General features: G+C 69.7%; 24 protein-coding genes and 1 tRNA gene. 9 read left to right on the top strand and 16 right to left on the bottom strand.

From position 1 onward, the window contains the following. Positions 1 to 2: 2 nt before the first annotated feature. The gene (locus tag AXE84_RS03895; RefSeq protein WP_060956916.1) at positions 3 to 1,049 is read right to left on the bottom strand and encodes a GlxA family transcriptional regulator; all 1,047 of its coding nucleotides are present in this window, start codon (positions 1,047 to 1,049) and stop codon (positions 3 to 5) included. A 168-nt stretch (positions 1,050 to 1,217) separates the two neighbouring features. Between AXE84_RS03895 and AXE84_RS03890 the strand changes: the two genes are divergently transcribed. Together AXE84_RS03890 and AXE84_RS03885 are read left to right on the top strand one after the other, a co-directional pair. After that, positions 1,218 to 1,862 (top strand): isochorismatase family protein, encoded by a 645-nt coding sequence (locus AXE84_RS03890; RefSeq protein ID WP_081093051.1) that lies wholly within the window; start codon positions 1,218 to 1,220, stop codon positions 1,860 to 1,862. 254 nt (positions 1,863 to 2,116) lie between these two features. Further along, entirely contained in the window at positions 2,117 to 2,629 is a 513-nt protein-coding gene (locus tag AXE84_RS03885) for a VOC family protein (RefSeq protein WP_060956914.1), read from the top strand. Positions 2,630 to 2,848: 219 nt separating this feature from the next. Here AXE84_RS03885 and AXE84_RS03880 read toward each other — a convergent pair whose 3' ends face one another. The 12 genes from AXE84_RS03880 to AXE84_RS03825 form a co-directional block, all read right to left on the bottom strand. After that, the gene (locus tag AXE84_RS03880; protein WP_060956913.1) at positions 2,849 to 3,349 is read right to left on the bottom strand and encodes an NUDIX hydrolase; all 501 of its coding nucleotides are present in this window, start codon (positions 3,347 to 3,349) and stop codon (positions 2,849 to 2,851) included. A gap of 210 nt (positions 3,350 to 3,559) precedes the next feature. Continuing rightward, positions 3,560 to 5,659, bottom strand: a complete 2,100-nt coding sequence (gene feoB / locus AXE84_RS03875) for a ferrous iron transporter B (RefSeq protein ID WP_060956912.1) — start codon at positions 5,657 to 5,659, stop codon at positions 3,560 to 3,562. After that, positions 5,656 to 6,033, bottom strand: coding sequence for a FeoA family protein (locus tag AXE84_RS03870; RefSeq protein WP_060958137.1), 378 nt, complete (start codon positions 6,031 to 6,033; stop codon positions 5,656 to 5,658). The genes feoB (AXE84_RS03875) and AXE84_RS03870 overlap by 4 nt, the downstream gene beginning before the upstream one ends. 248 nt (positions 6,034 to 6,281) lie before the next feature. Then, complete coding sequence (locus AXE84_RS03865) at positions 6,282 to 6,818, bottom strand: NifU family protein (RefSeq protein WP_060956911.1); 537 nt, start codon at positions 6,816 to 6,818, stop codon at positions 6,282 to 6,284. A gap of 82 nt (positions 6,819 to 6,900) precedes the next feature. Then, the gene (gene feoB, locus AXE84_RS03860; RefSeq protein ID WP_060956910.1) at positions 6,901 to 9,030 is read right to left on the bottom strand and encodes a ferrous iron transporter B; all 2,130 of its coding nucleotides are present in this window, start codon (positions 9,028 to 9,030) and stop codon (positions 6,901 to 6,903) included. Beyond that, on the bottom strand, positions 9,027 to 9,422 hold the full coding sequence (locus tag AXE84_RS03855; protein ID WP_010613249.1) for a FeoA family protein: 396 nt from the start codon (positions 9,420 to 9,422) through the stop codon (positions 9,027 to 9,029). Before AXE84_RS03855 ends, feoB (AXE84_RS03860) begins: the two co-directional genes overlap by 4 nt. Before the next feature lie 397 nt (positions 9,423 to 9,819). After that, complete coding sequence (locus tag AXE84_RS03850; protein ID WP_010613248.1) at positions 9,820 to 10,020, bottom strand: PspC domain-containing protein; 201 nt, start codon at positions 10,018 to 10,020, stop codon at positions 9,820 to 9,822. A 337-nt stretch (positions 10,021 to 10,357) separates the two neighbouring features. Beyond that, positions 10,358 to 11,113, bottom strand: a complete 756-nt coding sequence (locus AXE84_RS03845) for a type 1 glutamine amidotransferase (RefSeq protein ID WP_060956909.1) — start codon at positions 11,111 to 11,113, stop codon at positions 10,358 to 10,360. Then, complete coding sequence (locus AXE84_RS03840) at positions 11,110 to 12,420, bottom strand: Mur ligase family protein (protein ID WP_060956908.1); 1,311 nt, start codon at positions 12,418 to 12,420, stop codon at positions 11,110 to 11,112. The genes AXE84_RS03845 and AXE84_RS03840 overlap by 4 nt, the downstream gene beginning before the upstream one ends. A 195-nt stretch (positions 12,421 to 12,615) precedes the next feature. Further along, complete coding sequence (locus tag AXE84_RS03835) at positions 12,616 to 14,253, bottom strand: diacylglycerol kinase family protein (RefSeq protein WP_236750133.1); 1,638 nt, start codon at positions 14,251 to 14,253, stop codon at positions 12,616 to 12,618. A 150-nt stretch (positions 14,254 to 14,403) separates the two neighbouring features. Next, entirely contained in the window at positions 14,404 to 14,865 is a 462-nt protein-coding gene (locus AXE84_RS03830; RefSeq protein WP_060956907.1) for a hypothetical protein, read from the bottom strand. A 613-nt stretch (positions 14,866 to 15,478) separates the two neighbouring features. Next, a tRNA-Pro gene (locus tag AXE84_RS03825) sits at positions 15,479 to 15,552 on the bottom strand. Positions 15,553 to 15,832: 280 nt separating this feature from the next. On the opposite strand from AXE84_RS03825, the gene AXE84_RS03820 reads away from it, so the two are divergent. After that, complete coding sequence (locus tag AXE84_RS03820) at positions 15,833 to 16,381, top strand: O-acetyl-ADP-ribose deacetylase (protein WP_060956906.1); 549 nt, start codon at positions 15,833 to 15,835, stop codon at positions 16,379 to 16,381. Positions 16,382 to 16,665: 284 nt separating this feature from the next. Then, positions 16,666 to 17,580: an SDR family oxidoreductase gene (locus tag AXE84_RS03815; RefSeq protein ID WP_060956905.1), complete on the top strand. Its 915-nt coding sequence runs from the start codon at positions 16,666 to 16,668 to the stop codon at positions 17,578 to 17,580. A gap of 213 nt (positions 17,581 to 17,793) precedes the next feature. Here AXE84_RS03815 and AXE84_RS03810 read toward each other — a convergent pair whose 3' ends face one another. Both AXE84_RS03810 and AXE84_RS03805 read right to left on the bottom strand, forming a co-directional pair. After that, the gene (locus tag AXE84_RS03810) at positions 17,794 to 18,780 is read right to left on the bottom strand and encodes a metallophosphoesterase (RefSeq protein WP_060956904.1); all 987 of its coding nucleotides are present in this window, start codon (positions 18,778 to 18,780) and stop codon (positions 17,794 to 17,796) included. Between the two features lie 51 nt (positions 18,781 to 18,831). Beyond that, a complete protein-coding gene (locus tag AXE84_RS03805; protein ID WP_060956903.1) occupies positions 18,832 to 20,919 on the bottom strand; it encodes a transglycosylase domain-containing protein in 2,088 nt (695 codons plus the stop codon). Between the two features lie 517 nt (positions 20,920 to 21,436). Between AXE84_RS03805 and AXE84_RS03800 the strand changes: the two genes are divergently transcribed. Both AXE84_RS03800 and AXE84_RS03795 read left to right on the top strand, forming a co-directional pair. After that, entirely contained in the window at positions 21,437 to 21,772 is a 336-nt protein-coding gene (locus AXE84_RS03800; RefSeq protein WP_010613239.1) for a WhiB family transcriptional regulator, read from the top strand. Between the two features lie 57 nt (positions 21,773 to 21,829). Then, the gene (locus AXE84_RS03795; RefSeq protein ID WP_060956902.1) at positions 21,830 to 22,021 is read left to right on the top strand and encodes a DUF4177 domain-containing protein; all 192 of its coding nucleotides are present in this window, start codon (positions 21,830 to 21,832) and stop codon (positions 22,019 to 22,021) included. A gap of 157 nt (positions 22,022 to 22,178) precedes the next feature. Here the strand turns inward: AXE84_RS03795 and AXE84_RS03790 are convergent, their stop codons facing one another. Further along, positions 22,179 to 22,856 (bottom strand): Crp/Fnr family transcriptional regulator, encoded by a 678-nt coding sequence (locus AXE84_RS03790; RefSeq protein ID WP_003787943.1) that lies wholly within the window; start codon positions 22,854 to 22,856, stop codon positions 22,179 to 22,181. Between the two features lie 244 nt (positions 22,857 to 23,100). On the opposite strand from AXE84_RS03790, the gene nth reads away from it, so the two are divergent. The 3 genes from nth (at position 23,101) to AXE84_RS03775 (ending at position 26,121) form a co-directional block, all read left to right on the top strand. Next, a complete protein-coding gene (gene nth / locus AXE84_RS03785; RefSeq protein ID WP_167542063.1) occupies positions 23,101 to 23,742 on the top strand; it encodes an endonuclease III in 642 nt (213 codons plus the stop codon). A 116-nt stretch (positions 23,743 to 23,858) separates the two neighbouring features. After that, entirely contained in the window at positions 23,859 to 24,698 is an 840-nt protein-coding gene (locus AXE84_RS03780; protein WP_150116242.1) for an ABC transporter ATP-binding protein, read from the top strand. Between the two features lie 34 nt (positions 24,699 to 24,732). Then, positions 24,733 to 26,121: an ABC transporter permease gene (locus AXE84_RS03775; RefSeq protein ID WP_060956900.1), complete on the top strand. Its 1,389-nt coding sequence runs from the start codon at positions 24,733 to 24,735 to the stop codon at positions 26,119 to 26,121. Positions 26,122 to 26,187: the final 66 nt, after the last annotated feature.

The raw sequence follows: 26,187 nt of genomic DNA, 5'->3' as shown, positions 1-26,187 counted from the left end.
CCTCACATCGTGGCGGGATCGGGAGAAACAGTGCGGAACCGGCGTCGGTAGGCCGACGGCGTCGTGCTCAGTATCCGGGCGAAGGCCTGGCGCATAGTGACGGCGCTGCCGAAGCCGCAGCTCGGGGCCACCTGCTCGACCGCCAGGTCTGTGCTCTCCAGAAGGCGCTGGGCCTCGCGCACCCGCTGCGCGCGCACCCATGCCGCAGGCGCGATGCCGGTCGACTCCCGGAAGGCACGGATGAAGGAACGGGTGCTCATCTGTGCCGTCCTCGCCAGCCGTTCCACGGGTAGCGGCTCGCCCAGGTGCTCCAGTGCCCAGGCCACCGTGCTGCCGATCGGGTCGTTGTCGGCGCGCGGCGGCACCGGCCGCTTGATGTACTGTGCCTGCCCGCCTTCGCGATGCGGTGCGATGACGAGCTGGCGTGCGACCTCGTTGGCGGCCTGTGCCCCCAGGTGCGTGCGTACCAGGTGGAGGCAGGCGTCCAGGCCCGACGCCGCACCCGCCGAGGTCAGAACATCGCCATGGTCCACGTAGAGGACCGACTCCTCCAGCGCGATCTCCGGATGCTCGCGCGCCATCGGCTCGAAGGCCTGCCAGTGCGTCACCGCTCGGCGCCCGCCGATGAGACCGGTCTCGGCCAAGGGGATCGCCCCCAGGCACAGGCCGACGATGCAGGCTCCCCGCGCATGTGCGGTCTTCAGGAGTGAGCACAGCTCCTCCCCGGCGGGGCGGCCGTCGGAGAACCAGGCCGGGACTACGACGACGTCGGCCTCGTTCGCCAGCTCCGGACCTCCCAGACCGCCAAGGATGTAGCCCTCTGAGGTGCGGATGGCGGTGGTGTGTGATGGCGCGGTGGATGGCGGTGGGTCCGCACCTTCCGCGGGAGCCGCGGCCTCCTGTGGGGGTGTCACCGACTCGGAGGTGGTGGTGAATAGCGAGACCTGCCAGTTAGCAAGACCCAGCCGGCTCACGGTGTCGAAGACCATCTGGGGGATCGACAGGTGGAACATGGTGATGCCGTCGAAGGCGTAGACGGCGATATGCATGAGACCTCCCTGAGCACGTCCTGCCTTGCGCCGAACAGGTATCCCTCAACAGCTGGCGTGAAACCATCGCTACGTAGCATATGCGCCACTGGTGGGTGCCAGTCCGATCGCACATCCTGAGTGTCACCACGCAACCGCCGCGCCACGGCGCGCATGTTTGGAGGCACCGTGACTGATCGTGATGAACCGGACCTAACCGCCCCGCGCAGGGCCCTGGTCCTTATCGACGTACAGAATGAGTACGCCCGTCTGCCGCTGCGCATCCGCTACCCGCGCCTGCGCGACTGCATGGAGCAGATCGAGCGGGTGCTCGACGCTGCCGAGAGCGCCGGACTCCCCGTGGTCTGCGTGCAGCACGCCGGCCCGCCCGGCGGCACCATCTTCGCCCCCGGTGGGAAGGGCTTCGAGCTCTGCCCGAGCATTGAGCGCCGACGGACCCCGCAGTGGAAAAGCGTCGTCAAGCACCACGGGTCGATCTACGCGGGAACCGACCTCGCCGCATGGCTGCACGAGCAGGGGGTCAATACCGTGACGCTCGTCGGCTTCATGGTGAATAACTGCGTCCTGGCCTCAGCGGCCTGGGGAGAGACGATCGGCCTGGCCACAGAGGTGCTCTCTGACGCCGTCGGTGCCATCAACCTGCGCAACTGCGCCGGCAAGGCGGATGCGCGCACGGTGCACACCACGCTCATGGCGCTGCTGCACTCCAACTGGGCGGCGGTGGCCACCACTGACGACTGGTGCCGGGCGCTGGCTCGCCGCGAGCCGCTGCCGCGCAGCAACCTCGTCGTCTCCGCGATGGCTCCGTTCTGACGGCGTTGCTGATGACAGAGATGTGCTGTCGCGGCCGGGGGCATTCGACGCCGTCGGGGACACTTTGCCGCCGGCGGGTGCCATCGACGCGTGCGGGGACAGGAAACTCGTCCCCGCACGCGTGGGCTGTCCCCGTCCGGAAGAGCCCGCGCCCCGCCGCGCGGAATGTCCCCGTCGATGTCCCCGACAGCGGAGCCAACAGCAACGCGGATCACCTTGACCCTCACGTAGCGTGAGGGATGAGGCTGCCCCGCATGAGCACCTTCAATGCATTCGAGATGAGCCCCGTGCCCGCGCCCAGCGAGGATGCCCAACCGCCCGAGCCCTTCCACGGCATCTACGGCATGCCGATGTTCGTCACCGTCCCGACGTCGGACCTGGACGCCTCGGTCGACTTCTGGACCGAGGCACTGGGCTTCTTCACTCTGTTCAGCATTCCCGGCCAGCTGGTGCACCTGCGCCGCTGGGCCTTCCAGGACGTCCTCCTGGTGCCGACGCCGCAGGCGCCCGCCCCGGCCGACGGCCCTTCGATGAGCGTCAGCTTCTCCTGCGTCCTGTCCCAGATCGATGAGATCGCCGCGGCCTGCGAGCAGCGCCGACCGGGCAGCGTCACCGGCCCGCGCATCACGCCGTGGAACTCCCGCGAGGTCGAAGTCGCCACCCCCGAGGGCGTGCGCGTTGTCCTCACCGCCGCCAGGCCCCTGGACCCCAACAGCGCGCAGGCCGAGGGTCTTCGGCGCATCGGCATCGAGGCGCCCGAGGCCTGACTGCAGCCGCTGTGCGCCCTCGTGCGCCGGGGACATCCGACGCTGTCGGGGACATATCGCCACAGCTGGGGGCACTCGACGCCGTCGGGGACAGCAATCCCGTCCCCGCACGCGCACACTGTCCCCGGCCGGAAGAGACGGCACCCCGACGCGCGGAATGTCCCCGTCGGCGTCCCCGGATGTCCCCGGATGTCCCCGGCCGAGCGAAGGCAGCCGGCCTCAGGACGCCGGGTGGAAGCGTGCGCCCGACGTCGGGTCGGCCAGCCAGGCCAGGGCCGCCTCGATACGTCCGGGGGTCGAGCTCAGCAGCGGCTCGGGCAGCGCGTCCGGTGCGAACCAGCCCACCTGTGTGGACTCGTCGTCGGCCACGTGGGCGCGATCCGCGCTGCCGGGCCTCGCCCGCCCCACGAAGTTGATGTCCATGAAGACGCAGTTGTCCCCGTTGGGAAAGGCGAAGGGTTCGCCCGCGGTCACGCTTGTAATGGCCAGCACCTCCACGTCCACGCCGGTCTCCTCCAGGCATTCGCGCCGGATCGCTACCGCCGGCTGTTCGCCGGGCTCGGGGATGCCGGAGACCACCGCCCAGCGTCCGTTGTCGGCGCGCCGACCCAGCAGGAGCCGGCCGGCCTCGTCGACGACGACGATGCTCACCCCCGGCAGCCACAGCATGTCGTGCCCGATCCTCTGTCGCAGGGAGACGATGAACTCCGGAGTCGCCATGCCACGAGCCTAGACGATCACCCGCTGAGCGGGTGGAGTGGGAGGCGGCCGCGGGGGCTGGCGGCTGCCACGTGCCGGCACTCGCCTAACACTTCGACCGAATCTTCAAAAAAGACCCGGAGCCGCGTCGATTATGAAGATTCGGTCGAAGTGTGTGGGAGGTAGGAGGTGAGTGGCGGGATGGGTGGGGCCCAGCGCCCCGCACCCCGCCTACATGAGCATCGCGACGATGACCCTCGTGAGGGCCGCCATGATCCACGCCGTGACGAACATGTAGGTGTAGGCGATGATCGGCCACTTCCAGGTGCCGGTCTCGCGGCGCATCGCCGCAGCCGTGGCCATGCACTGCAGGGCGTAGACGAAGAACACCAGGATCGCCGCGATCGTGGCTGGGTTGAACAGCTGGTCGCCGGCCTTGTTGGTGAGCGTGTCCTGCTGGTAGGTCATCGTGGCCAGGTGCGCACTGGGCTCCTCGGGGTCCTCGGCGGCGGCGATCTGGCCGATGGTGGCCACGAAGGTCTCACGGGCCGCTAGCGAGGACAGGATCGCCACGTTGACGCGCCACTCGAAGCCCAGGGGCTCGAAGATTGGCTGCACCGTCTTGCCGATGGCGGCCGCCCAGGAGTTGTCCATCGTGTAGGAGGTCTTCTGCGCATCCAGCAGCTTGCCGAGCTCCTCGGCATCAGTGATGACCTGCCCGTCATCGCCCTTGATGGTCGACGACGCCGGGTCCTCCACCGCCGCGGACACGGCCGCGCACTCGGCGCTGGCGGAGCAGTGGGCGTTGAACTGCTCATCGGAGCGCATCGGTACGTTGAGCAGCACCCACAGGATGAGCGTGGTCAGGGCGATGACGGTCCCGGCCTTCTTCACGAAGCCCTTGCAGGCGTCCCACACCATGATGAGAACCGTGCGCGGCCGCGGCAGCCGGTAGGGCGGCATCTCCATGTAGAAGGGCAGCAGCACCCCGCCGCGGTCGGTGAGGCGCTTGACCACCCAGGCGGCCACCATCGCGGAGACCGCCCCCAGCAGGTAGAGGGCGAACATGACGGTGCCGCGCGCGTTCAGCGGCCCGATCTTCGTGTCGGCGGGCACCATGATGGAGGTGAGCAGGACGTAGACGGGCAACCGTGCCGAGCAGGTCATGAGGGGGGCGGCCAGCATCGTGGCCACCCGGTCCTTGGCGCTGGGCAGCGTGCGAGTGGCCATGATCCCGGGGATCGCGCAGGCGAAGGACGACAGCAGTGCCACGAAGGCCCGCCCCTCCAGTCCGGCCCGACTCATGATCCGGTCCATGAGGAAGGCGGCGCGCGACATGTACCCCACGCCTTCGAGGAAGGCGATGATGAGGAACATGATGATGATCTGGGGCACGAAGGTGAGCACCGAGCCCACACCCCCGATGAGACCGTCCCCCAGGAGCCCGGCCAGCAGCGGGTGGGACTCGTCGAGCCAGCCGTGCACCAGCTTCCCCAGGTACCCGAAACCTCCCTCGACGGCGTCCTGGAAAGGTGCCGCCCAGGTGAAGATCGCCTGGAAGAAGATGTACATGATGGCGAAGAACACCAGGGATCCCAGGACGGGGTTGAGCAGGACCTTATCGACGGCGGTCGTGATGCGGTCCTGCTGGGGTGCCTGGTAGTCGGCGGCCTCCAGGATGGAGTCGGCCCAGGAGGCCACCTCGGTGGGCTCCGTCGGCGCGGGCAGCGGTGGGCGCTGCCAGGAGGAGAGCTCGGTGAGGCGCTCGCGCAGCTCGGGGATGCCGATGCTGCGGTTGCCGACCACCCGCACCGCCGGGATCCCCAGGGCCTGCCCGAGGGCCGCCACGTCCAGGCGCCCGGCGCGCCGCGTGAGCTCGTCGGTCATGGTGACCACCAGGCAGGTGGGCAGCTCCAGGGCGAGGGCCTCAGCGACGAAGTTCAGCCCGCGCCGTAGCGTCGTGGCGTCGACGACGACCACGAGGGCGTCGGGCACGGTGATGCTCTGTGAGGCGTCGGTGAGGACGTCACGCACCACCTGCTCGTCGGGGCTGATCGGGTTCAGGGAGTAGGCGCCCGGCAGGTCCTCGATGGTCAGGCTGGTCTCGCCGATCTGGCAGGTCCCCAGCGACCGCGCCACGGTGACGCCGGGGTAGTTGCCGGTCTTGGCGTGCAGACCGGTCAGGGCGTTGTAGATGGAGGTCTTGCCGGCGTTGGGGGCGCCGGCCAGGGCGACCCTCAGGGCGCCGGACACCAGGGTCTTGGAGCTGGAGGACCCGCAGTGGCAGTCGGGGGCGCCGGGGACCTCGGAGGCTGCGCAGTGGTCACTCATGGGCGCTGCTCCTCACGGTCGGTAGTGTCGGCCCGCTGCCCGGTGAGGGGTTCGACGACGTCGGCCTCGGTGAGGACCTCGACGTGAACCATGCGGGCCTCGTGGCGGCGCAGGCACAGCTCGTAGTCGGCGACGCGGTAGACCACCGGGTCACCCAGCGGGGCGCGGCGCAGGGGCGTCACGGTCCGGCCGGGCACGAAGCCCAGGTTGCTCAGCCGCTTGGCGATGGGATCGTCGGCCGTGTCCTCCTGCAGGCCGACGACCCGGCCGCTGGTCCCCAGACGCAGATCGGACAGAGATGGGTGGGCGGAAGAGGGGGCGCCGCCGGTGCCTGCGGGCGGCGTCGTGCGGTGGTGTGGGACTGCAGTCGCCATGTTGACCTCGGAGTTCCTCGGATCCTTGAGTCTGTTCTCGGTCGCGATGCGGGGCAGCACATCGACGACGACAGTCTAAGGTAAGGCTTAACTACCGTCAGGTTTTTGGGGTGCCACCGACACAGATCAGGGGGTGGGGTCCACGTCCCGCAACGTGAAGAGCGGGGCGCTCCTCGCGTAGCCGGGCGGAAAAATGGCGGAGTTTGCGAAAAATGCCCGGCTCGACGGCGGGCTGCTCTCGGGAGGGGCTACTCGTCGATCCGGCGGACCTCGACCAGCCAGGGGCACCGGCGCCGCAGCAGGTGCTCGAAGCGCGCGTGCATCGTGATCTCCGCGGCCGGGCAGTGGTCGCAGGCGCCCTCCATGGCGATCTCGACGACGCCGTCGCGCACCGAGTGTACCACGAGCGCGCCCCCGTGGCTGTTAACGAAGGTCCCCAGGGAACCGTCGGCGATCTGCCGGGCGGCCGCCTCCAGGGCGTCGTCGGGGCCGGAGGCGTGGGCGGTGTCGGCACCCCTCCACGACTTCGGGGCGCCCAGGGCGTCCACCAGGGCGGATCGCACTCGGGCCCCCTCCGTGCGCCAGTCGTGGCCGGTGCCCAGGAGGGTGAGCACCCCGCCGCCGTCGACTCTCACCGAGCGCAGGGTGCCATCATCCAGGAGCTGTTGGAGAAGCGCCGGGGCGTGGGCGACCTCCCCGGTAAAGGGCAGCAGGCCGTCGGGAATGACCCACCGCAGCACGTCGGGGTCCGGCGTGGTTGTCGGGTGCGTGGGAACGACGGGCACGGTCGCTTCACCTTTCCTGATGTCCGGGGTGCCCCCGCCGTCGCGGGGGCACCGTCGTGGTCACTGCTTCATTCTGCTCCACCTACATGAAGGCGGCCACGAGTGCGCGGCTGAGCGCCGCCATGACCCAGGCCATGACGAACATGTAGGTGAAGGCGATGACCGGCCACTTCCAGGTGCCGGTCTCGCGGCGCATCGCACCGGCCGTGGCCATGCACTGCAGGGCGTAGACGAAGAACACGAGGATCGCGATGACGGTGGCCGGGTTGAACAGCTGGTCACCGGCCTTGTTGGTCAGGGTGTCCTGCTGGTAGGTCATCGTGGCCAGGTGGGCGCCGGGGTCCTCGGGGTCCTCGGCGGCGGCGATCTGTCCCAGGGTGGCCACGAAGGTCTCGCGCGCCGCCAGCGAGGACAGGGTGGCGACATTGATGCGCCAGTCGAAGCCCAGGGGCTCGAAGACCGGCTGGACCACCTTGCCCCCCTTGGCCGCCCAGGAGTTGTCCATCGTGTAGGAGGTCTTCTGGGCATCCAACAGCTTGCCGAGCTCCTCGGCGTCGGTGATGACCTGACCGTCATCGCCCTTGACGGTGGAGGACTCCGGCTTGTCCACGGCCGCCGCGATGGCGGCGCACTGCTTGTCGGAGGCGCAGAAGGCCTCGAACTGGGCGTCCGAGCGCATGGGGACGTTGAGCAGCACCCACAGGATGACGGTGGTCAGGGTGATGATCGTGCCGGCCTTCTTCAGGAAGCCCTTGCAGGCGTCCCACACCATGATGAAGACGGTGCGCAGGCGGGGCATGCGGTAGGGCGGCATCTCCATGTAGAAGGGCAGCAGCACCCCGCCGCGGTCGGTGAGCTGCTTGACCACCCAGGCGGCCGCCATCGCGGAGACCGCGCCCAGCAGGTAGAGGGCGAACATGACCACACCGCGCGTCCCGAAGGGGCCGACCTTGGCGTCGCCGTCGACCGTCAAGGAGATCATGATGACGTAGACGGGCAGGCGGGCCGAGCAGGTCATGAGGGGGGCGGCCAGCATCGTGGCCACCCGGTCCTTCGTGGAGGGCAGCGTGCGGGTGGCCATGATCCCGGGGATCGCGCAGGCCAGCGAGGACAGCAGGGCCACGAAGGCCCGCCCCTCCAGGCCGGCGATACTCATGACCTTGTCCATGAGGAAGGCGGCACGCGACATGTACCCCACGCCCTCCAGGACGGAGATGATGAGGAACATGATGATGATCTGGGGGATGAAGGTGAGCACGGCGCCCACACCCCCGATGATGCCGTCGCCCAGGAGCCCGGCGATGAGCGGATGGGACTCATCGAGCCAGCCGTGCACCAGCTGCCCCAGATACCCGAAACCTCCTTCGACGGCGTCCTGGAAGGGGGCCGCCCAGGTGAAGATCGCCTGGAAGAAGAGGAACATGATCGTGAAGAACACGATGGTGCCGGGGATGGGGCGCAGCAGGACCTTGTCCACGGCAGAGGTGATCTGGTCGTTCTGGGGCGCCTGGTAGTCCGCCGCGGCCAGCACCGAGTCGGCCCAGGAGGTGATCTCGTCGGGGTCGGTGGGCGGCGGCAGCGGGGTGCGCTGCCAGTTCTCGACCTGGGCGAGCTGGGCGCGCAGGTCAGGCATGCCGACGCCGCGGTGTCCGATGACTCGCACGGCCGGGATGCCCAGGGCCTGTCCGAGAGCGGCGACGTTGAGCCGACCCGTGCGGCGGCTGAGTTCGTCGGTCATGGTGACCACCAGGCAGGTGGGCAGCTCCAGGGCGAGGGCCTCGGCGATGAAGTTCATGCCGCGCTGCAGGGTCGTGGCGTCGACGACGATGACCAGGGCGTCCGGGGCGCTGACCGTGGTCGAGGTCCCGGTGAGGACGTCGTGGACGATCTGCTCGTCGGGGCTGATCGGGTCCAGGGAGTAGGCGCCCGGCAGGTCCTCGATGGTCAGGGTCTTGCCGCCGACCTTGCAGGTTCCCATCGACCGCTGGACGGTGACGCCGGGGTAGTTGCCGGTCTTGGCGTGCAGGCCGGTCAGGGCGTTGTAGATGGAGGTCTTGCCGGCGTTGGGGGCGCCGGCCAGGGCGACACGGGGGGCGCCGGCCACCAGGGTCTTGGAGCTTCCTGAGCCGCAGTGGCAGTCGGCGCCGTCGTAGGGCTGCTCGCAGTGCTGCGACTGCCCGGAGGCGTGTCTCGTGGTGTCGTGGGTGCTCACAGAGTCTCTCCCGTGTTCGGTGCTGCGGGGTCGTCGGCCGCATGCCGTCCGGCCGGCCGGGGTTGGAGGATGATGCGGTTCTCGGCCTCCACGGTGGTGACCTGGATGAGCCTGGCCTCCTGGCGACGCAGGCACAGCTCGTAGTCGGAGACGCGGTAGACCACCGGGTCCCCCATCGGGGCACGGCGCAGCGGCGTGGCGATCCGGCCGGGGACGAAGCCCAGGTTGCGCAGGCGCTTGACCAGGACGCCGCCGACGCCGTCGTCGGCCAGGCCGGTGATGCGTCCGCTGGTGCCGGGGCTCAGGTCCGACAGTGCGAAGGTGGCAGCACCCGGTTCGGGAAGGTTAGTGGTGCTGGCGGGGGCGCGGTGTCGTGGAACAGCAAAATCCATGGTGTCCTCGGGTCGACATGAAGAGGGCTTCGTCAATAGGAGTCTAAGGGAACGCTTCTCTGTCTCGCAGCAGGTCAAGAGGCGTTCTGCTGCGTTGAGACGCATCTGCGCGGAGGGGTGGTGGACAGGAGGTCTGATTTCTTAGTGAATCCTGGGGGTGGGGACTGAGGTTACCCTGAGTGGGGCTCGGTCACTGAGCTTTCCCGTATAAAACGTGCTTCGACCACTTCCTGCCTCCGCGGAAAGTTATTCTTGCGGAAGCAGGAAGTGGTTGGTCGATAAGATGTCGGGATGGTCGTTCGGGATGTTTCTCCCTGGAATCCGGAATTGCTTCCTTGCTTCTTCGTCACTCAGGGTTCTTGAGGGTGGCCAGGGAGTTCGGGGAGGTGGCGGTGGGTCAGCGGGTGGCGGGATCGGGCATGTTCTGGGCGCCCAGGTAGTAGACGTAGCCGAGCGGCACCACAAAGAAGAAGAAGGCGGCGCGGACCAGCCAGGCATTGACGTTCCATTTGTTGGCCAGGCCTCCGCAGACGCCGAGCCAGATCTTGTTGGCGGAACGGGCGGGCCAATCGAAACCAGTAGAATTCTGTGCTGTCATGGCAGTTATTCTGCAATGTCTGACGTGCTGGTGTCACGTTGGGGTTACGTCCTGAATAAATCAGTGTCCAACAGTGAGTGATCGAGCGGTGAATATGTCTAAGGTGAGGCTTCTATGTGTTGAAAGGGCAGGCTGTCCGCCGGTTTCCTCCCGCTTCCATGGGACGAACCTTGGAAAATACTCGATGTCCAATAAGAGTGACGTGAATCTCTCGCCAGTTCTCTCTTATTTCGCCCGATGTCCCTTGTGAAAATAAGGGGGTGCGACGGCGGGCCTGTCAGAGAAGAGGTGCTGCTCCCCTCCAGCAGGCCCGCCGTCGCACCCCAGTGGGGAGAGCTCAGCGGGGCCGGGACATGGCCACGGCGCGGGCGCGCTCGGCCCAGGTGTCGTCGAGCGGCTCGGGCTCCCAGGTGGTGCCGGCGTGCTCGGCGGCGCGGGCCAGCAACCAGTCGGCCACGGTCGGGTTCTTGGGCAGCAGGGAGCCGTGCAGGTAGGTGCCGATGACGTGGTGGACGCGCCCGCCCTCGGTGGAGTCCTTGCCGTTGTTGCCGTCGCCCATCTTCACGGTGCCGAAGGGGCGCGCGCCCGACCCCAGGGTGGTCAGGCCGGAGTGGTTCTCGTAGCCGACCACCGCGCCGAAGTCCTCGGTGTTCAGGGTGATGTTGCCGATGAGGCGGGTGTCTCCGGCCACCGTGTGGGCGTCCATGAGGCTGATGCCGGGGATCTCCTGGCCCTTGGCAGTGGTGAAGCCGTGCCCGAAGAGCTGGTAGAGGCCGCAGATCGCCAGCATCGGGACGCCGTCGGCCGCCCAGGCCTTGAGGGTGGGGCCGACCTTGACCAGATCCTCCTTGATGCGGTCCTGGCCGGAGTCCTGGCCGCCGCCGCCCACGAGGATGTCGATGTCGCCGGGCAGCTCGTCGCCCGGGTCGTAGGAGAGCAGCTCGACGTCGTAGCCCTGCCACTGGGCGCGCCGCGCCAGCACGAGCGTGTTGCCCCAGTCGCCGTAGATGTTCATGTCCCGCGGGTAGAGCTGGAGCAGGCGCAGGTGCCCGCGGGCGGGGCCGTCAGTGGTGTGCTCATAGCGCGCGGTCATGACATGACCTCCTCAACGTCCGTCATCTCGCCCAGGATCGAGCGCAGGGCCAGCATCGCGGTGTAGGTGGTGAAGACTCGCATGGGGCGGTCGGTGTCGGCGGCCACCCGGCGCATGAGGGCCACGGCCTTACGCAGGTCGGGCTCGACCTCGGCGACCTCGACCTCGTCGTAGCGCAGCCGTAGGGCCATGTCCCAGGCCCGCACCCCGGTGACGACAGCGACCCCGCCGGCGCGCAGGGCCGAGAAGTCCACGTCCCACAGCCAGGACATGTCCCGGCCGTCGGCGTACTCGTCGTTGATGGCCACGACCACCACCTCGCCGTCCTGCGCCTGGGAGGCCGCCGAGAGCAGGCCCATGCGGAAGCCGGCCGGGTTCTTGACCAGGGACAGCTGGACGGGGCGGCCGTCCAGGGTGAGGACCTCGCCGCGGCCGAAGGCGGCCTGCACGGTGCCCAGAGTGGTCAGCAGCCCGGGCAGGTCGGCGTCCTCGCCCAGCACCTCCAGCACCACCCCGAGGGCGGCGCAGGCGTTGAGCAAGTTGTGAACGCCGGGGATGGCGAAGTCGACCTCGTGGGAGACCCCGTCCACGCGCACGGTGGCGCGCTGGCCGTCGATGGCCTCCAGGGTGACTCGCGGTCCGGGGGCCTGGCCGGCCTGACGGGGGCTGACCAGGCCGGTGCGCAGGTCGTCGTCGGACAGGAACAGGGAGCGCAGGTCCTCCCCGGCGCCGAAGGAGACGACGCGGGCGCTGACGCCCTCCAGGAAGGCGGGGGCGGCCAGGCGCGGGTCGTCACCGTTGAGCACGACGACGTCGCTGGTGGCCTGGGCGATCGAGTGCAGCAGGGAGGCGGTGTAGTCGATCTCGCCGAAGCGGTCGAGCTGGTCGCGCATGACGTTGAGCAGGAGGCAGGCGCGCGGGCGGACCCGGGCCACGAAGTGCACGGCGTGGGCCTCGTCGAGCTCGAGGACGGCGATGTCGGCGTCCAGGTTGCCGGCGGCGTCGACCTCGGTGAGCAGGGAGGCGAGCACGCCGCGCACGAAGTTCGAGCCGGTCCGGTTGGTGAAGACCTTCAGGCCCTGCTCGCGCAGGAGCTGGACGACCATCTTGGTGGTCGTGGTCTTGCCGTTGGTGCCCGAGACCACGATAACGCCGCGGGGCAGACGGCCAAGGGTGCGCTCCAGGAAACCGGGGTCGGTGCGCTCCATGACCAGGCCGGGGAAGGCGGTGCCGCCGCTGCCGCCGCCGCGCACGCGGGCGGCCAGGCGCGCTGTGCGGCCGAGAGCGACCGTAAGACGAGAACGCATGGAACTCCTGCTGGCTGAAGAGGGGCGCACCGACGATGCGATCGGGGCGCTGGTGCCCATATGGGCGCTGTCGGTGTCCATATGGGCACCGACTGGGCGTCAGTCTAGGGCAGCGGGGCCGGTCACGGATGCGTCACGATGCTCACGTGGTCGGCGCGGGCCGCGGGGGGGGGCGGGAGTGCTCGCCGGGGCGGCTCACTGGGGGACGACGACGTGCAGGGCGCCGTCCTCGACCTCGGCGCGCAGGGTGCGGGTGGAGCCGGCCGTGTCGCCGTCGAGCTCGAAGGGGACGGGACGATCGGCCTCGATGAGGACCTTCCGGGCCCGGGTGAGGGTGAAGCCCTCCATCTCCTGGCCAGTGAGGATCTGCGCCCCCAGGCGGGCCCAGTCCACGACCTTGCCGGGGCTGGCCAGGAGCAGGTCGACCAGGCCGTCGGAGGGGGTGGCCCGCGGGAAGAGCGTCATGCCGCCGGTGATGGTGCCGACATTGCCCATGAGGGCCATGACCATTCGACGGCGCACCGGGGGAGCGTCGTCGAGCGTGATGGTGGCGGTGAAGGGGTCGGGGACCGCGTTCTGGACGGCGGCCACCGCGTAGGCGCCCGAGCGGATGACCTTCTTCAGGCCCAGGTCGGTGGACTCCATGATCTGGGCGTCCAGGCCCATACCGGCCATGACGACGAAGCGCTCCTGGCCGTCGTCGAAGGCGCAGGTGACCATGTCGATGGCCTGGAGGCGGCCGTGCAGGGCCAGGCGGATGGCGGCGTCGGTGTCCAGGGGGACGGACAGGTTGCGGGCCAGGAGGTTGCCGGTGCCGGCGGGGATGAGGGCCATCGGCATCTCGGTGCCGGCCAGCTCGGAGGAGACGGCGCGCACGGTGCCGTCGCCGCCGGCCACCATGACCAGGTCGACGCCGGCCTCCAGGGCGCGGTGGGCCATGGAGCGGCCGGGGTCGTCGGGGGTGGTCTCCAGCCAGACGGTGGGCAGCCAGCCGGCGGCGCGCACCTCGGCGGCGACCCGACGGCGCAGGAGCGAGAGGTCGTCGAACTTGGTGGGGTTGTAGATGACGGCGGCGCGCTTCTCGCTGCTGGAGCGCGACAGGCGGCGATTGACCCAGCTGGTGAGGATCGCGTCGATGCCGCCGACCCGCAGGGCCAGGTTCGCGAAGGCGGCACCCAGGAGGAAGCCGCCGACGAGGTCGCTGAGCGCAGCCAGGCCCATGTACCACTGGCTGACGGCTGTCACGGCGACGGCCGCGTAGCCCAGGACGGTGCCGGCGGCGACCATGGTGCTGCGGTGGTGGGCGCGCGCGAGGGTCACCAGGACCCAGGAGGCCAGGGTCATCGCCGTGATGTGCGCGTTGGGGTAGGAGTAGTCGAAGGCGGCGATGGAGTCGGAGAAGGTGGAGCCCGGGTCGGGGTGGGCCAGGTACAGGGCGATGAGGTACTGCGTGGGGATGCCGGCGGCGGCGATGGCCAGCGAGACGCTCAGGCGGCGCATGCGGGCCGTGTAGGCGTAGGCGACCCCGGCCACGATGAGCCCGAGGATGAGGATGGGGTGGGTGAGGGTCGCGAAGGCCTCGGCGAGCTGGCCGGCGGCCGACCGCAGCTGGGCGTCGGGGGTCGGCAGGAGGGCGTCGATGGCGGGGGAGCGGTGTGTGTCGCCGGGGGCGAGCGGTCCCGGGGCGCTCAAGTAGGTCCACACGAGGAAGGCCAGGGTGAAGCCGATGCACAGGACGGCCTCGACGTACTTCAGACGCCGGGGAACGCGGGGGGAAGGGGAGGCGGCGGCGGGGGCAGCGGGGATGGCGGAGTCGCATGGAGGCTCGGTCACGCTCGCTCGTCCTTTCCCCGGGGTGAATATCCGGGAGTCAGCCTAGCCGGTGCGGCTGTGAGCGGCGTATGTCCCGGCTGTGGGCGGCGAGGAGGGCGGGCGGCGTGAGTGCGTCGACGTCGAGCATCCCGGGCGCCTGGAGCAACGTGGCTACGTGTGGTGGCCTTGGGTGTCTGAACGTCCGGTGAGCGCCTGGTGGCCCTCGCGCCCCAGGCCGCGGGCGCGGTGGGCCTCGAGTGCCTGCGCGCCGAGGCGTTCACTTCCCAGGACCTCTCCGACGATGCGGATGGCCTCGTCGTCGTCGATCGGTTCGGGCAGGTAGGCCTCGGCCAGGGCGGGGTAGTCCGGCAGAAGCTCGTCGCGAGCACCAGGGCCGAGGGGAAGCACCTCGCCCTGCGCCCGTGATTGCACTCCGGCGATAGCCGTCATCAGGGCGATCCGCCGTCGGCCGGCGATGCCGTGCTCCGCCAGGAAGGCCAGGTAGGGCTCCTCCTGCCGGTACTGGACCGCGATCGACAGTGTGTGGAGGGCGTCCTGGAGCTCATCGATTCGTTGGGACTGCTCCTCGACCCTGCGACGCAGCTCCTCGAGCTCGGTGCTGGGATCCGGCATGTGTGGCCTCCTTCCCGGTGGTGTCCTCACCTCAGGGTAGAGCGTTCGGCCGGCGGCCTCGTCCAGGGCTCCCACTGCACGAGGGGCGGGAGGTACTGGCCGCGGGTTGTGCGTACTGCACGAACCTCCGACCCCCATGGAGTACACCCGACGCTCGTGCAGTGGTGCCCCACCCTCGTGCAGTGCGGGCGGTCGGGTGTGACTGTGAAGTGAGAAGTCGCGCGATCGAACACCCGCGACGTGGGGAGGCTTGACGGTGGGGCAAAGGGCTGGCAGCGAGGGGCTGCGGGGCGCAGGTGTCCATAGTGCTGACATCAACCCCGAATCAGTGCTGCATGCCCGGGTGAAACTGCGGCATTCCAACGATCCCCGGTGGGTGCAGGGGCGCTGGGTCCGTTGATGTCAGCGCTGTGGACACTGAGCCGTGGGACTGATCGACTCTGGCGGGGCTGAACTGGTCAGGGTGGGGCTCTGTGGCCCTGGTACGGCAGAAGGCCCGCGAGCGAACTCGCAGGCCTTCTCATCGTCTCGTCGTCGGGGTGCTTAGGCCTTCGGCCTTTCGACCCCCTCCTCTTCGAAGACCTCATGAGCAAGCTCATGGGTCTTCTCATCGTCGGGGTGGCGGGATTTGAACCCACGACCTCTTCGTCCCGAACGAAGCGCGCTACCAAACTGCGCCACACCCCGTGTGCAGCAGGCGTCAGCATAGCCTCCCCCCACCGCGGGGAGGAAATCGGATCCGCTGAGTCCTCCGTCACGTCAGTGTTCGCTCCCCGTGGGAACCCGGTTGGCCCGAGGTGCCCACCGTGACAGGCTGCTGACGACCGGTCCACCTGCTGGCCCACGCCCCGGAGCGCTCTCGTCGGCCCGGATCCCGTCGCCCTCGGGCCCCTCTCGCCCGAGAAAGTGCTAGGACCGAGCAGCCTGAAATCACCCTCCAAGCACCCGCCGCAGACAAGGAGCTCCCATGCGCATTGAGGCCGTCGTCGGCGACATCACCACCGAGAAGGTCGACGCCATCGTCAACGCCGCCAACAGCACCCTCCTGGGCGGAGGAGGAGTTGACGGCGCCATCCACCGCGCCGCCGGCCCCGGCCTGCTCGACGCCTGCCAGAAGGTGCGCGACACCGAGCTGCCCGACGGACTGCCGGTCGGCCGCGCCGTGGCCACCCCCGGCTTCGACCTGCCGGCCGCCTGGGTCATCCACACCGTGGGCCCCAACCTCCACGCCGGTGAGGACGACCCCGCCCTGCTGCGCGCCTGTTTCGACAGCTCCCTGGAGCTCGCCATTCAGCTCGGCTGCACCGGCATCGCCCTGCCGGCCGTCTCCGCAGGCGTCTACGGATGGCAGATCGCCCGGGTCGCCGAGATCGCCGTGGCTGCGGCCCGCGCCGTCGAGCAGCTCGCCCACACCGATCCCGACGCCGTCGGACGCCTGGGGCTCATCCGCTTCGTCCTGTCCTCGCGAGGCAACCACGAGGCCTTCGCCCGAGAGCTTGCGCGCACCGAGGACTGAGGCGCCGACCCGTCCGGGTCTTCCCTGCGCCCTCTCCTCTGCACCGGCTTCTGTCCCCCTCTCCTCGAGCTGACGGGGACAAACGACGCCGTCGGGGACGTTCCATTGCGGCCGGGGACCACCCAGGACGGCCAGGGACGCCTGACGCGGCGGGGGACCGGAATCCTGTCCCCGGACGCGCGCACTGTCCCCGCCCGGAGGCAACGGCACTCGCCCGCGTGGAATGTCCCCGGCCGCAAGAAAAAGTCCCCGGACGCGTGGACCGTCCTCCTACACTCGTCTGCATGACCACCGACGCTCATCACGGACGCCCCTCCACCACTCTGGGCGACTCCGGCGGCCCCACCGGCACCACCGGACCTGTCGGCCCCGTCGGCCGCGACCCGCTGCCCTTGGCGGGGCGCACCGTCTTGGTCACCGGAGTCAGCCGCCGCATCGGCATCGGCCACGCCATCGCCTGCCGCGCCGCCGACTACGGGGCGAGCATCGTCGCCCACCACTACCGCCCGCACGACACCTCCCAGCCCTGGGGCGCCGACGACATCGACGCCGTCATGGCCTCCATCCGCACCCACCTGGTCGGCCCCGCCCGGCTCATCGACATCCCCGCCGACCTGGCCGCCCCCGGGGAGCCGGCCCGCGTCGTCGAGCAGGCCGCTGCCGCCGCCGGCCACCTCGACGCCCTCGTGTGCAACCAGGCCATGAGCAGTCCCGATGGGTCGCTCAGCGAGATGACCGAGGCCGTCCTGGATGCCCACTGGGCCGTCGACGCCCGCGCCTCCATCCTCCTGGCGCAGGCCTTCGCTGCTCAGGAGGGCTTCGCCTCGCCCGCCCCGTCCGGCTCCGCGCGCCGCCGTGGGGCGATCGTCTTCCTCACCTCGGGCCAGGGCCTGGCTCCCCTGCCCGGGGAGATCGCCTACGCCGCAGCCAAGGCCGCCATCGCCGGCCTCACCCCGACCATCTCCGAGGAGCTCATCGACGCCGGCATCACCGTCAACACGGTCAACCCCGGCCCCGTCGACACCGGCTACGTCACCGAGGCGGACCGCGAGGCGACTGCCGTCATGTTCCCCCAGGGGCGCTGGGGCGAGCCCGACGACGCCGCCCGCCTCATCACCTGGCTCCTCACCGACGAGGCCCGCTGGATCACCGGGCAGGTCATCAACTCCGAGGGCGGCTTCGCCCGCTGGCGCCGCTGACTGCCGCGCCCAGGCACCGGCGCACCTGTGCGCTCTGCATGCCCCGTCCCACTGTGCGCGCCCCGCGACTCCCACACACTTCGACCGAAACTTCAGAATCGACCCGGAGCCGCGTCGATTCTGAAGTTTTGGTCGAAGTGTTGCGTGGGAAGAGTGTCGGGAGAGGTGCGGCTCGGACGAAGTGTTAGCGGGGGAGCGCTGAGGTGTGCCGCCTCAGGCCGGCAGGAGCCGCAGCAGCGTGGCCTCGGGCCGGCAGGCCAGGCGCACGGGCGTGTAGGGGCTTGTGCCGAGCCCGGCGGAGACGTGCAGGTACATGTGGTCGGCGGCCCGTGGGTCCCCGAGCCGGCCCGGCCACTGCGACAGGCCTGATGCGCGCCCCCGGTCCAGGTCGCAGTTGGTCACCAGTGCCCCCACCCCGGGCACGCACAGCTGTCCGCCGTGGGTGTGCCCGGCCAGGACCAGGTCGACGTCGTCGGCCGACATCGCCTCCAGGACCCGCCGGTAGGGGGCGTGCGTGAGTCCCAGCCGCAGAGCCCGGCCCTCATGGTCACGGATCGCCGGCAGGGAGGTGGCCGACTCCGCCGAGCCGGCGGCCTCGGGGAGGGGCAGGACGTCGCGGTTGGCGTGCGGGTCATCGACGCCGACCAGCTCGATGCGCCGCCCGCGCACGGTCAGCGAGCCGCGTCGGTTGGTCAGGTCCACCCAGCCGCCGGCGGCCTGCAGGTCGCGGACCTCCTCCCAGGGCAGGGCCTCGATGTCCTCGTCGCGCACGCGGCTGGAGGCCTTGCGCGGGTCCCGGTGCAGATAGCGCGTCGGCAGGCGGAAGACGGTGGAGCGGTAGTCGTGGTCGCCCATGACGAAGGCCCCGGGCAGGCCCGTCAGCGGTTCGAGTGCCCGTCGCAGCGGCTCCAGGCCGGATGCCAGGGAGAGGTTGTCGCCGGTGTTGACGACGACGTCGGGCTGCAGCTGCGCCAGCTGCCGCACCCAAGCGACCCGCGCCTCGGTGCGGCCCGTCAGGTGAAGGTCGGCCAGGTGCAACACCGTGAGGGGCTCCTCGTCGGTGGCGAGCACCGGCACATCGATGCGCCGCAGCACGGGGCACCTGGCCTCAATGAGGCTGTAGGCCAGCGTGGCCGCCCCCAGAGCGGCGGTGGTGCCGATGACGGACAGGGCGGCACGGCCGGCAGAGCAGGGCGTCATGGGGAGTCGGGTCCTCTTCTGTGCAGTTGTCGTTCTCGCGGGGAGAGCCGCTCACCCGTGGGAGGGAATGGGCAGGGCAGGATCGTTCGCCACGGCCTGGGACATGTAGTCGCGCCACATCGGCACAGCCACGTCGCTACCGTACATGATGCCGATGGAGTGCGGACCGATCTGCTGATAGTTGAGGGTCCTGGGGCTGCCGGCGTGACCGATCCAGACGGCGGTGGCCAGCTGCGGGGTGAAACCCACGAACCAGGCGTCGTTGTTGTCGTCCGTGGTTCCGGTCTTGCCGCCGATTGGTCGACCGAAGGTGGCGAACTGAGCTGTTCCGCCTCTCTGCGACGTGGCGGTCAAAGTGGTCGCGGTCTGGTCCGCGGCCCCCTGGTCCATGGCCTGGGTGCAGTCGGCGCTGGGCACGGCCATCGAGGTGCCGCTGGCGTCCAGGATCTGGTCGATGGCGATGGGCTTGCAGTACTTGCCGCCGGAGGCGAAGGTCGCGTAGGCGTTGGCCATGCTCAGCGGCGGCACGTTCTGGGAGCCCAGCACGATGGAGGGACGCGGGTCCAGCTGGGTCCCGTCGGCCTTCGTCACTCCGATGGAGGCGGCGAAGCTGGTGACGTCGCAGACGTTGAGGCGGCTGAGCATCTCGGCGTAGGCGACGTTGATGGACAGCTTCGTGGCCTCGGTGACGTTGGTGGCTCGGTTGAGTGAGGGGTCAACGTTCTTCGGGGCCCAGGTCGGGTCGTTGTTCTCCGGGGCGCAGGGGATGTCCCAGTGGAAGGTTCTGGGGACGGCGCTGAGCCTGGCGCTGGCGGAGTTACCGTTCCTGAACCACTCGGCCAGGATGAGGGCCTTGAAGGTCGACCCCGGCTGGAAGCCGACGGTTCCGTCACTGAGCTCGATGCCGCCGTGCTTGGCGTCCGCGGCGTAGACGAGCTGGGTGTCGGTGCTGTCGGGGCCGCCGTCGCCGTAGTTACTGTTCTGGGCCAGCGCCTGAATTCGGCCCGTACCGGGCTCGATGGAGACGATGGTCGTGTCGGTTCCCGAGGCGTCGCCGGTGGGGACGTTGGACTGGATGACGTTGTCCGCGGCGCTCTGACGCTCGAGGTTCAAGGTGGTGGTGATCTTCAACCCTCCGCGCGTCAGGAGCTGACGGCGGGAGGCGATATCGGGTCCGAAGTTCTCCGAGCCGAGGATCTCGTTGACCACGTAGGTGCAGAAGTAGGCGGCGTTTCCAGCGGCGCCGCAGCCTGCCGGGGACTCCGAGACGTGCAGCATGCTTGCGATCGGAGTGGCGACCGCCTCGTCGTACTGCTGCTTGGTGATGAACTTCTCCTCCAGCATCTTGGAGAGCACCCAGTCCATGCGGTTCTTGGCCAGCTCCGGCTGGGTGACGGGGTCGTAGGCGCTGGGGGCGTTGGTGGTGCCGGCCATGAGGGCGGCCTCGGCCACCGTCAGGTCCTTGGCCGACTTGCTGAAGTAGTGCCGGGCGGAGGCCTCGACCCCGTAGGTGGAGGGGCTGAAGGCGGCGATGTTGAGGTAGCCCTCGAGAATCTGCTGCTTGGAGTACTTCTGTTCCAGGCTGAGAGCGAACTTCATCTCCCGCAGCTTGCGGGCCACGGTGCGCTCGGTGGCGTCCCTGATGATCTTGTGGTCATCGTTCTTCAGGCCGGTCTCGATGAGCGTGTTGCGCACGTACTGCTGGGTCAGTGTTGAGGCGCCCTGACGCGAGCCGCCGGCGTTGTTGGACACCAGGGCCCGCACCATGCCGGTGGGGTCGACGCCCTGGTGCTGGTAGAAGCGCTGGTCCTCGACGGCGACGATGGCGTTCTGCATGTTGACCGAGATCGAGTTCAGAGGCACCACGATGCGGTTCTCCGCGTAGAACTTGGTGATCTCGGTGCCGTCGGCCGCCAGGAGGGTGGAGATCTGGCTGGGCTGCTGGACGTTGAAGTCGCTGGGGAGCTCTTCGAAGAGCTCGGCCGACGCCTTGGTCAGTGCTGCCGTGGCGCCCACGAAGGGGGCGGCGAAGCCCGCTGACAGGACGCCGCCGACGCACGAGAGAGTCAGGAAGACCACGAGCATCGAGACGACCTGGGGTGGTGTCAGTGAGCGCCCGCGCGCAGAGGATTTCGCCATGGCGCCAGCCTACGTGGAATCGCTTGGAGGATGCAGTGGCGTAGACCCTCTTCGGGCTGGGAAGACCCTTGGAGGCCGGCTCTGTGCCCTCTGTTCGGCGGGAATGCGGGGTGGTTCGACGACGCAGCGGCCTGCCGGCGACGGGGTGGCTCGGCCACATAGCGAGACAGCTCCGACGCTCAGGCAATTCTTAGAGATTATTCAGGTGAGGGTCACGTTGACATCACGATCCCTTGAGGAGGTGGGTGGTTCGGAGGTGGTTCACCGCCCGTGAGAACTCGCATCCCCAGCCGTGGGAAAGGCAAGGCCGACGGTGGTCTTGACGTCCAATATTCGGCTCGCTATCAGAGAACCGCCCTTGTGTGTGCTGCTCCTCGGTGCGTTATCGGGGTTCTGCGGCGGTCGGATTGCCCAGGTCACGGGGGGAGGATTTGGTGTGAGGTGCTCGGTTGCCATACGGTAACGACTGTGACGTGACCGACAACGGCGTCGGCCGTTGAATGGATCGGGAGTGAGCATGATTCAAGACGACCAGACCTGGGCGGCCCAAGCGGCCTGCGCCACCGTCGAGCCTGACCAGCTCTTCGGCAAGGGTGCTGAGCAGCGCGATGCGAGGTCGCTGTGCTTCGCATGTCCGGTTCGTATGGAGTGCCTGGCCGAGGCGCTCAACTCCGAGTCCAGCTTCGGTGTCTGGGGTGGGCTGACCGAGCGGGAGAGGCGGGCGCTGCTGCGACGCTTCCCCGAGGTCGATGACTGGGGTCGGTGGCTCGAGCGCGAGGATGATGAGCTCGTCGCCGAGATCCACGCGCGTCGCGCCCCTCGCATCCTGGCCCGGGTGCGCTGCGCCTCCTGAGGGCGCCCTCGCGTTGCCGACTTCCGGCGCCTGGCGGCGGGCTCTAGGCTGAGTCCCATGACAGCATCTTCTGAGCCCGTATCCGCCTCGCCGACCACCTGGGAGTACGTCACCGTCCCCCTCATCACTCACGCCACCAAGCAGATCCTCGACCAGTGGGGTGCTGACGGCTGGGAGCTCGTCCAGGTCGTGCCTGGTCCCTCCGGCACGGACAACCTCATCGCCTACCTCAAGCGCCCCCGGTCCTGACGGGCTGCCCGGCGAGGTCGGCGCGCACGACGCCGCGCCTGCGGTCCGGTACCTTCCGGCTGCAGGCGCGGCGTCGTCTCTGCGGTTGATGCGGGTGTCAGCGCCCGGCGGCTTCTCCGGTGCGCCGTGCTGAGGGCTCGCGACCCGAGACGGGACCTCAGCGGGCGCGACGGCGCAGGCGGTCGACGTCGAGCAGCGTGACGGCCCGGCCCTCCAGGCGGATCCAGCCGCGGGAGACGAACTCGGCCAGCGACTTGTTGACCGTCTCCCGCGAGGCGCCCACCAGCTGGGCGAGCTCCTCCTGGGTGAGGTCGTGGGGGACGTGGACACCGTCGTCGGTGGGTGAGCCGAAGCGGTCGGCCAGGTCCAGCAGGGCCTTGGCCACGCGGCCGGGCACGTCGGAGAAGACGAGGTCCGCCAGCGCGGTGTTCGTGCGGCGCAGGCGCTGGGCCAGGGCGCGCAGCATGTCCTTGGCCAGCTGCGGGTGGGACTCCACGAAGGTCATGAGCTGGTTGTGGTCCAGCGTCAGGAGCTCGGTGGGGGCCACGGCGGTGGCGGTGGTGGAGCGCGGGCCCGGGTCGAACAGGGTCAGCTCGCCGACGATCTCGCCGGGGCCGAGCACCGCGAGCAGGTTCTCGCGGCCGTCGGCGCTGGCGTGGCCGAGCTTCACCTTCCCGGAGAGGAGAATGTAGAGGCGGTCGCCTGAGTCGCCCTCGTTGAAGAGGGTCTCGCCACGGCGCAGAGTCGTCTGCGTCATCATGGCGCGCAGTTCCTCCTGCTCCTCCGGGCTCAGGCCCTCGAAGAGCGGGATCCTGGAGATAATGCTGTCTTCCACGGAGATCCTCCTGGTGGTTAGGGGGCTGGCATCCCGCATGCGGGAGCCCTCGGGTCTATCCTGCCACGGCTTGTGACCTGTGGCACGCCGTCGAGCATTGTAGTCTCCGTGTGTTGCAGGTCAAAGGGAAGTGAGCAAAATCGGGTGCGTCGTGCGACACGGTTCCATCGGTGGGGTTGCGGAGAGAGGACGGAGAACAGTGCGTAGGGCAGTGAGTAGCGAGACCGCTGGGGCCGAGGCGGCGATGACGACCGAGCCGGCCCGGCGTGCGGGCGCCGTCGACGACGAGCTCATGACCCTCTACCCCGACGCCGCCTGCGCCCTGGACCACGACGGCCCCTTCCAGCTGCTCGTGGCCACCGTCCTGTCGGCCCAGACCACTGACGCGCGCGTCAACACCGTCACCCCCGAGCTCTTCGAGCGCTACCCCGACGCCGCCGCCCTGGGAGCCGCCCGACGCGAGGACCTCGAGGCGATCCTGCGGCCGCTCGGCTTCCAGCGCGCCAAGGCCGGCCACCTGCTCGGCATCGGTCAGGCCCTCACCGAGCGCTTCGAGGGGCGGGTCCCGGGCAGTCGTGAGGAGCTCGTGGCCTTGCCGGGCGTGGGGCGCAAGACCGCCAACGTCGTGCTCGGCAACGCCTTCGGCCAGCCCGCCATCACCGTGGACACCCACGTGGGCAGGCTCTCGCGCCGCCTGGGGTGGACGACGTCGAAGGACCCGCTGCGCGTGGAGAAGGACATCGCGGCCCTGTGGGAGCCGTGGCGCTGGACCGATGGCTGCCACCGGCTCATCGAGCACGGGCGCCAGGTGTGCTCGGCCCGCTCGCCCCGCTGCGGTCAGTGCACGCTGCTCGAGGCCGGGCTGTGCCCGCAGGTGGGGGTGTGAGGGGCGCCTGAGTGCGGAGCCCGTGGAGGGGTCCGGGCCGGTGTCGGGCTAGCCCCACCCTCGATTCGCCAGATGGCCGGACGGGCTGGGAGAGACAGCGCCGTCAGGCTGGAGGCATGACTGCTCACCCGCCCCCGGCCCCCTCCGACCCGACCGCCGCCCCCGCCTCATCCCTGCCATCGATCACTCCGCCTGCTGGGCCGGGCCCGACGTCGCCCATCGCCATCCGGCTGCGCGGCCTGACCCGCGTCTACGAGGTCCCCGGACGCCAGGACGCCCGCGTCACCGCCCTGGACCACGTCGACGCCGACCTGCCCGAGGGCAGCTTCACCGCCGTCGTCGGGGCCTCCGGGTCGGGCAAGTCCACGTTGCTGCACTGCATGGCCGGCCTCGATGAGCCCACCAGCGGCCGGGTGACCATGCTCGGCGCCCTCACCTCCGGGATGCGGGCCGCCGAGAGGGCCCGGTTCCGCGCCCGCCACGTCGGCTTCGTCTTCCAGGAGTACAACCTCATCGCCTCCCTGAGCGCCGCCGACAACGTCTCCATGCCCTCGCGCCTGGCCGGGCGCCCCCTGAGCAGCGCCCAGATCCGGGAGGCTCTCGACGCCGTCGGGCTCGCTCACCGCGCCGGCCTCAAGCCCCACCAGCTCTCCGGAGGGGAGCGCCAGCGCGTGGCCATCGCCCGCGTCATGGCCAGCCGCCCCCGGATCGTCTTCGCCGACGAGCCCACCGGTGCCCTCGACCTGGACTCCGCCGCCCTCGTCCTGGACTGGTTGCGCCGGCTCACCGAGCAGGGCACCACCGTGGTCATGGTGACCCACGACGTCGAGGCCGCCGCCAGAGCAGACGCGGTCGCCGTCATGAGCCAGGGACACCTGGTGCAGTGGACCAGCTGCCGTGACGCCCGCCAGATCGCCGAGCTCGTCCACTCGGCGCGAGCCACGCGCGCCGCCTGACCGCAACAGGAGCAGGAGAGGATCGGAGAAGATCATGGTCACACTCATCTGGAACGACCTGCGCCACCACGCCCGCCAGTGGCTGTGGTCTCTGCTCGTCGCCACCGTCGGCGGCGCCATCATCGGCGTCATCATCACCACCTGGTACAGCGCCCTGAGCTGGGCCCAGGCCCAGGGCTCGGCCGAGCTCATCAATGCCTCCCACATCATCGGCTCCAGCCTCGTCTCCTACGTGGGACTGGCCACCGCCGTCATCCTGTCCACGACGCTGGGCCTGACCGTCTCGGCCCAGCAGCGCTCCCACGCTCTGTGGAAGGTTCTGGGCATCCCCGGCAGCCGCATCCGCCGCATCATCCTGGCGCAGGTCGGGGTGATCGGGCTGCTCGGAGGTGCCATGGGGGCGGTGGCCAGCCTGCCGTTGGTCCGCGTCTACCTGCTCACCTGGCGGGAATTCGATGTGTTTCCTCAGAATCTGCCCATCATCATGCCGGGCTTCGGGGTGCCGGTGACCATCGCCGTGACGACGCTGTTCTGCATCCTGGGCGCGATGGGGCCGGCCCGACGGGCGGCGTCGGTCCCCGAGATGCAGGCGCTGCGGGAGGCCACGGCCCCGCAGACCCGGACCCGGTGGTGGCAGTGGGTGGTCGTCGGCATCATGCTCCTGGGGCTGGTCATGACCCCCTTCGAGAGCTCCCTGCCCATGAGCGACGCGGACAGGGCGGAGATGGCCACGTCCGGTATGAACCTCAACGACCCGGGGGAGCGCGCGATGGCCGGCGCCTCCATGGGGCTCCTCGCCGCGATCGCCGCCCTGAGCGTGCCCAACTGGACCTTGCGGCCACTGCTGACCTGGTGGACCGCCCTCATCCCGGGGTGCAGCCCCGCCTGGTTCGCCGCCCGCGCCAACGCCCGCCACCGCGCCTCCCTGTCGATGACGACGATCGTCCCCTTCGCCATCGCCGTGGCCCTGACCGGCACCGTCTACGCCACCGTCGGCGCCGGGCAGGCCACCGGCGCGCAGGGCTCGGTCAGCGGGTTCCTCTCTGTCGGGATTCCAACCTTCTTCATTTCCGGCGTCGGCGGGATCGCCAACATCGCCATGGTGGGGCGGGCCCGGCGTCAGGAGGGGGCGCTGCTGGGGGTCATCGGGGCGCGCACCCGCACGGTTCTGGCCTCCACCGCGCTGGAGGGCGTCATCTACGCCGTCACCGGCATCCTCTTCGGGCTGGCGGCCACCGCCTTCAGCGCCGTCTACGCCGCGCTGTACTCCGGGGGCGGGGCGGCGGTCCTGGTCGCCTCGATTCCGGTGGGGCTGCTGGCCCTCGTCAGCGGGATCTCGCTGGTGCTCGCGGTGGCGACCACCTGGCTGCCCGCCCAGCTCGACCGCCGCTCCCTCATGGACAACCTGCGCCAGCCGGTGTGAGGCGGTGTGAGCCGGCGCCGCGCCACACCGCACGTACCCGCCGAGCCGAGTGGCGGGTGGCGGCGT

This window comes from Actinomyces oris (assembly GCF_001553935.1).
GTDB lineage: Bacteria > Actinomycetota > Actinomycetes > Actinomycetales > Actinomycetaceae > Actinomyces > Actinomyces oris_A.
Note: the sequence above shows the minus strand (reverse complement) of the source record. Positions and strands in the feature narration are given on the sequence as shown.

Bases quoted from the DNA above. Each gene is read 5' to 3' on its own strand.
- AXE84_RS03895 (WP_060956916.1), bottom strand. From the start codon at position 1,049: ATGCATATCGCCGTCTACGCCTTCGACGGCATCACCATGTTCCACCTG.
- AXE84_RS03885 (WP_060956914.1), top strand. From the start codon at position 2,117: ATGAGCACCTTCAATGCATTCGAGATGAGCCCCGTGCCCGCGCCCAGC.
- AXE84_RS03880 (WP_060956913.1), bottom strand. From the start codon at position 3,349: ATGGCGACTCCGGAGTTCATCGTCTCCCTGCGACAGAGGATCGGGCAC.
- feoB (WP_060956912.1), bottom strand. From the start codon at position 5,659: ATGAGTGACCACTGCGCAGCCTCCGAGGTCCCCGGCGCCCCCGACTGC.
- AXE84_RS03870 (WP_060958137.1), bottom strand. From the start codon at position 6,033: ATGGCGACTGCAGTCCCACACCACCGCACGACGCCGCCCGCAGGCACC.
- AXE84_RS03855 (WP_010613249.1), bottom strand. From the start codon at position 9,422: ATGGATTTTGCTGTTCCACGACACCGCGCCCCCGCCAGCACCACTAAC.
- AXE84_RS03850 (WP_010613248.1), bottom strand. From the start codon at position 10,020: ATGACAGCACAGAATTCTACTGGTTTCGATTGGCCCGCCCGTTCCGCC.
- AXE84_RS03845 (WP_060956909.1), bottom strand. From the start codon at position 11,113: ATGACCGCGCGCTATGAGCACACCACTGACGGCCCCGCCCGCGGGCAC.
- AXE84_RS03840 (WP_060956908.1), bottom strand. From the start codon at position 12,420: ATGCGTTCTCGTCTTACGGTCGCTCTCGGCCGCACAGCGCGCCTGGCC.
- AXE84_RS03830 (WP_060956907.1), bottom strand. From the start codon at position 14,865: ATGCCGGATCCCAGCACCGAGCTCGAGGAGCTGCGTCGCAGGGTCGAG.
- AXE84_RS03820 (WP_060956906.1), top strand. From the start codon at position 15,833: ATGCGCATTGAGGCCGTCGTCGGCGACATCACCACCGAGAAGGTCGAC.
- AXE84_RS03815 (WP_060956905.1), top strand. From the start codon at position 16,666: ATGACCACCGACGCTCATCACGGACGCCCCTCCACCACTCTGGGCGAC.
- AXE84_RS03810 (WP_060956904.1), bottom strand. From the start codon at position 18,780: ATGACGCCCTGCTCTGCCGGCCGTGCCGCCCTGTCCGTCATCGGCACC.
- AXE84_RS03805 (WP_060956903.1), bottom strand. From the start codon at position 20,919: ATGGCGAAATCCTCTGCGCGCGGGCGCTCACTGACACCACCCCAGGTC.
- AXE84_RS03800 (WP_010613239.1), top strand. From the start codon at position 21,437: ATGATTCAAGACGACCAGACCTGGGCGGCCCAAGCGGCCTGCGCCACC.
- AXE84_RS03795 (WP_060956902.1), top strand. From the start codon at position 21,830: ATGACAGCATCTTCTGAGCCCGTATCCGCCTCGCCGACCACCTGGGAG.
- nth (WP_167542063.1), top strand. From the start codon at position 23,101: ATGACGACCGAGCCGGCCCGGCGTGCGGGCGCCGTCGACGACGAGCTC.
- AXE84_RS03780 (WP_150116242.1), top strand. From the start codon at position 23,859: ATGACTGCTCACCCGCCCCCGGCCCCCTCCGACCCGACCGCCGCCCCC.
- AXE84_RS03775 (WP_060956900.1), top strand. From the start codon at position 24,733: ATGGTCACACTCATCTGGAACGACCTGCGCCACCACGCCCGCCAGTGG.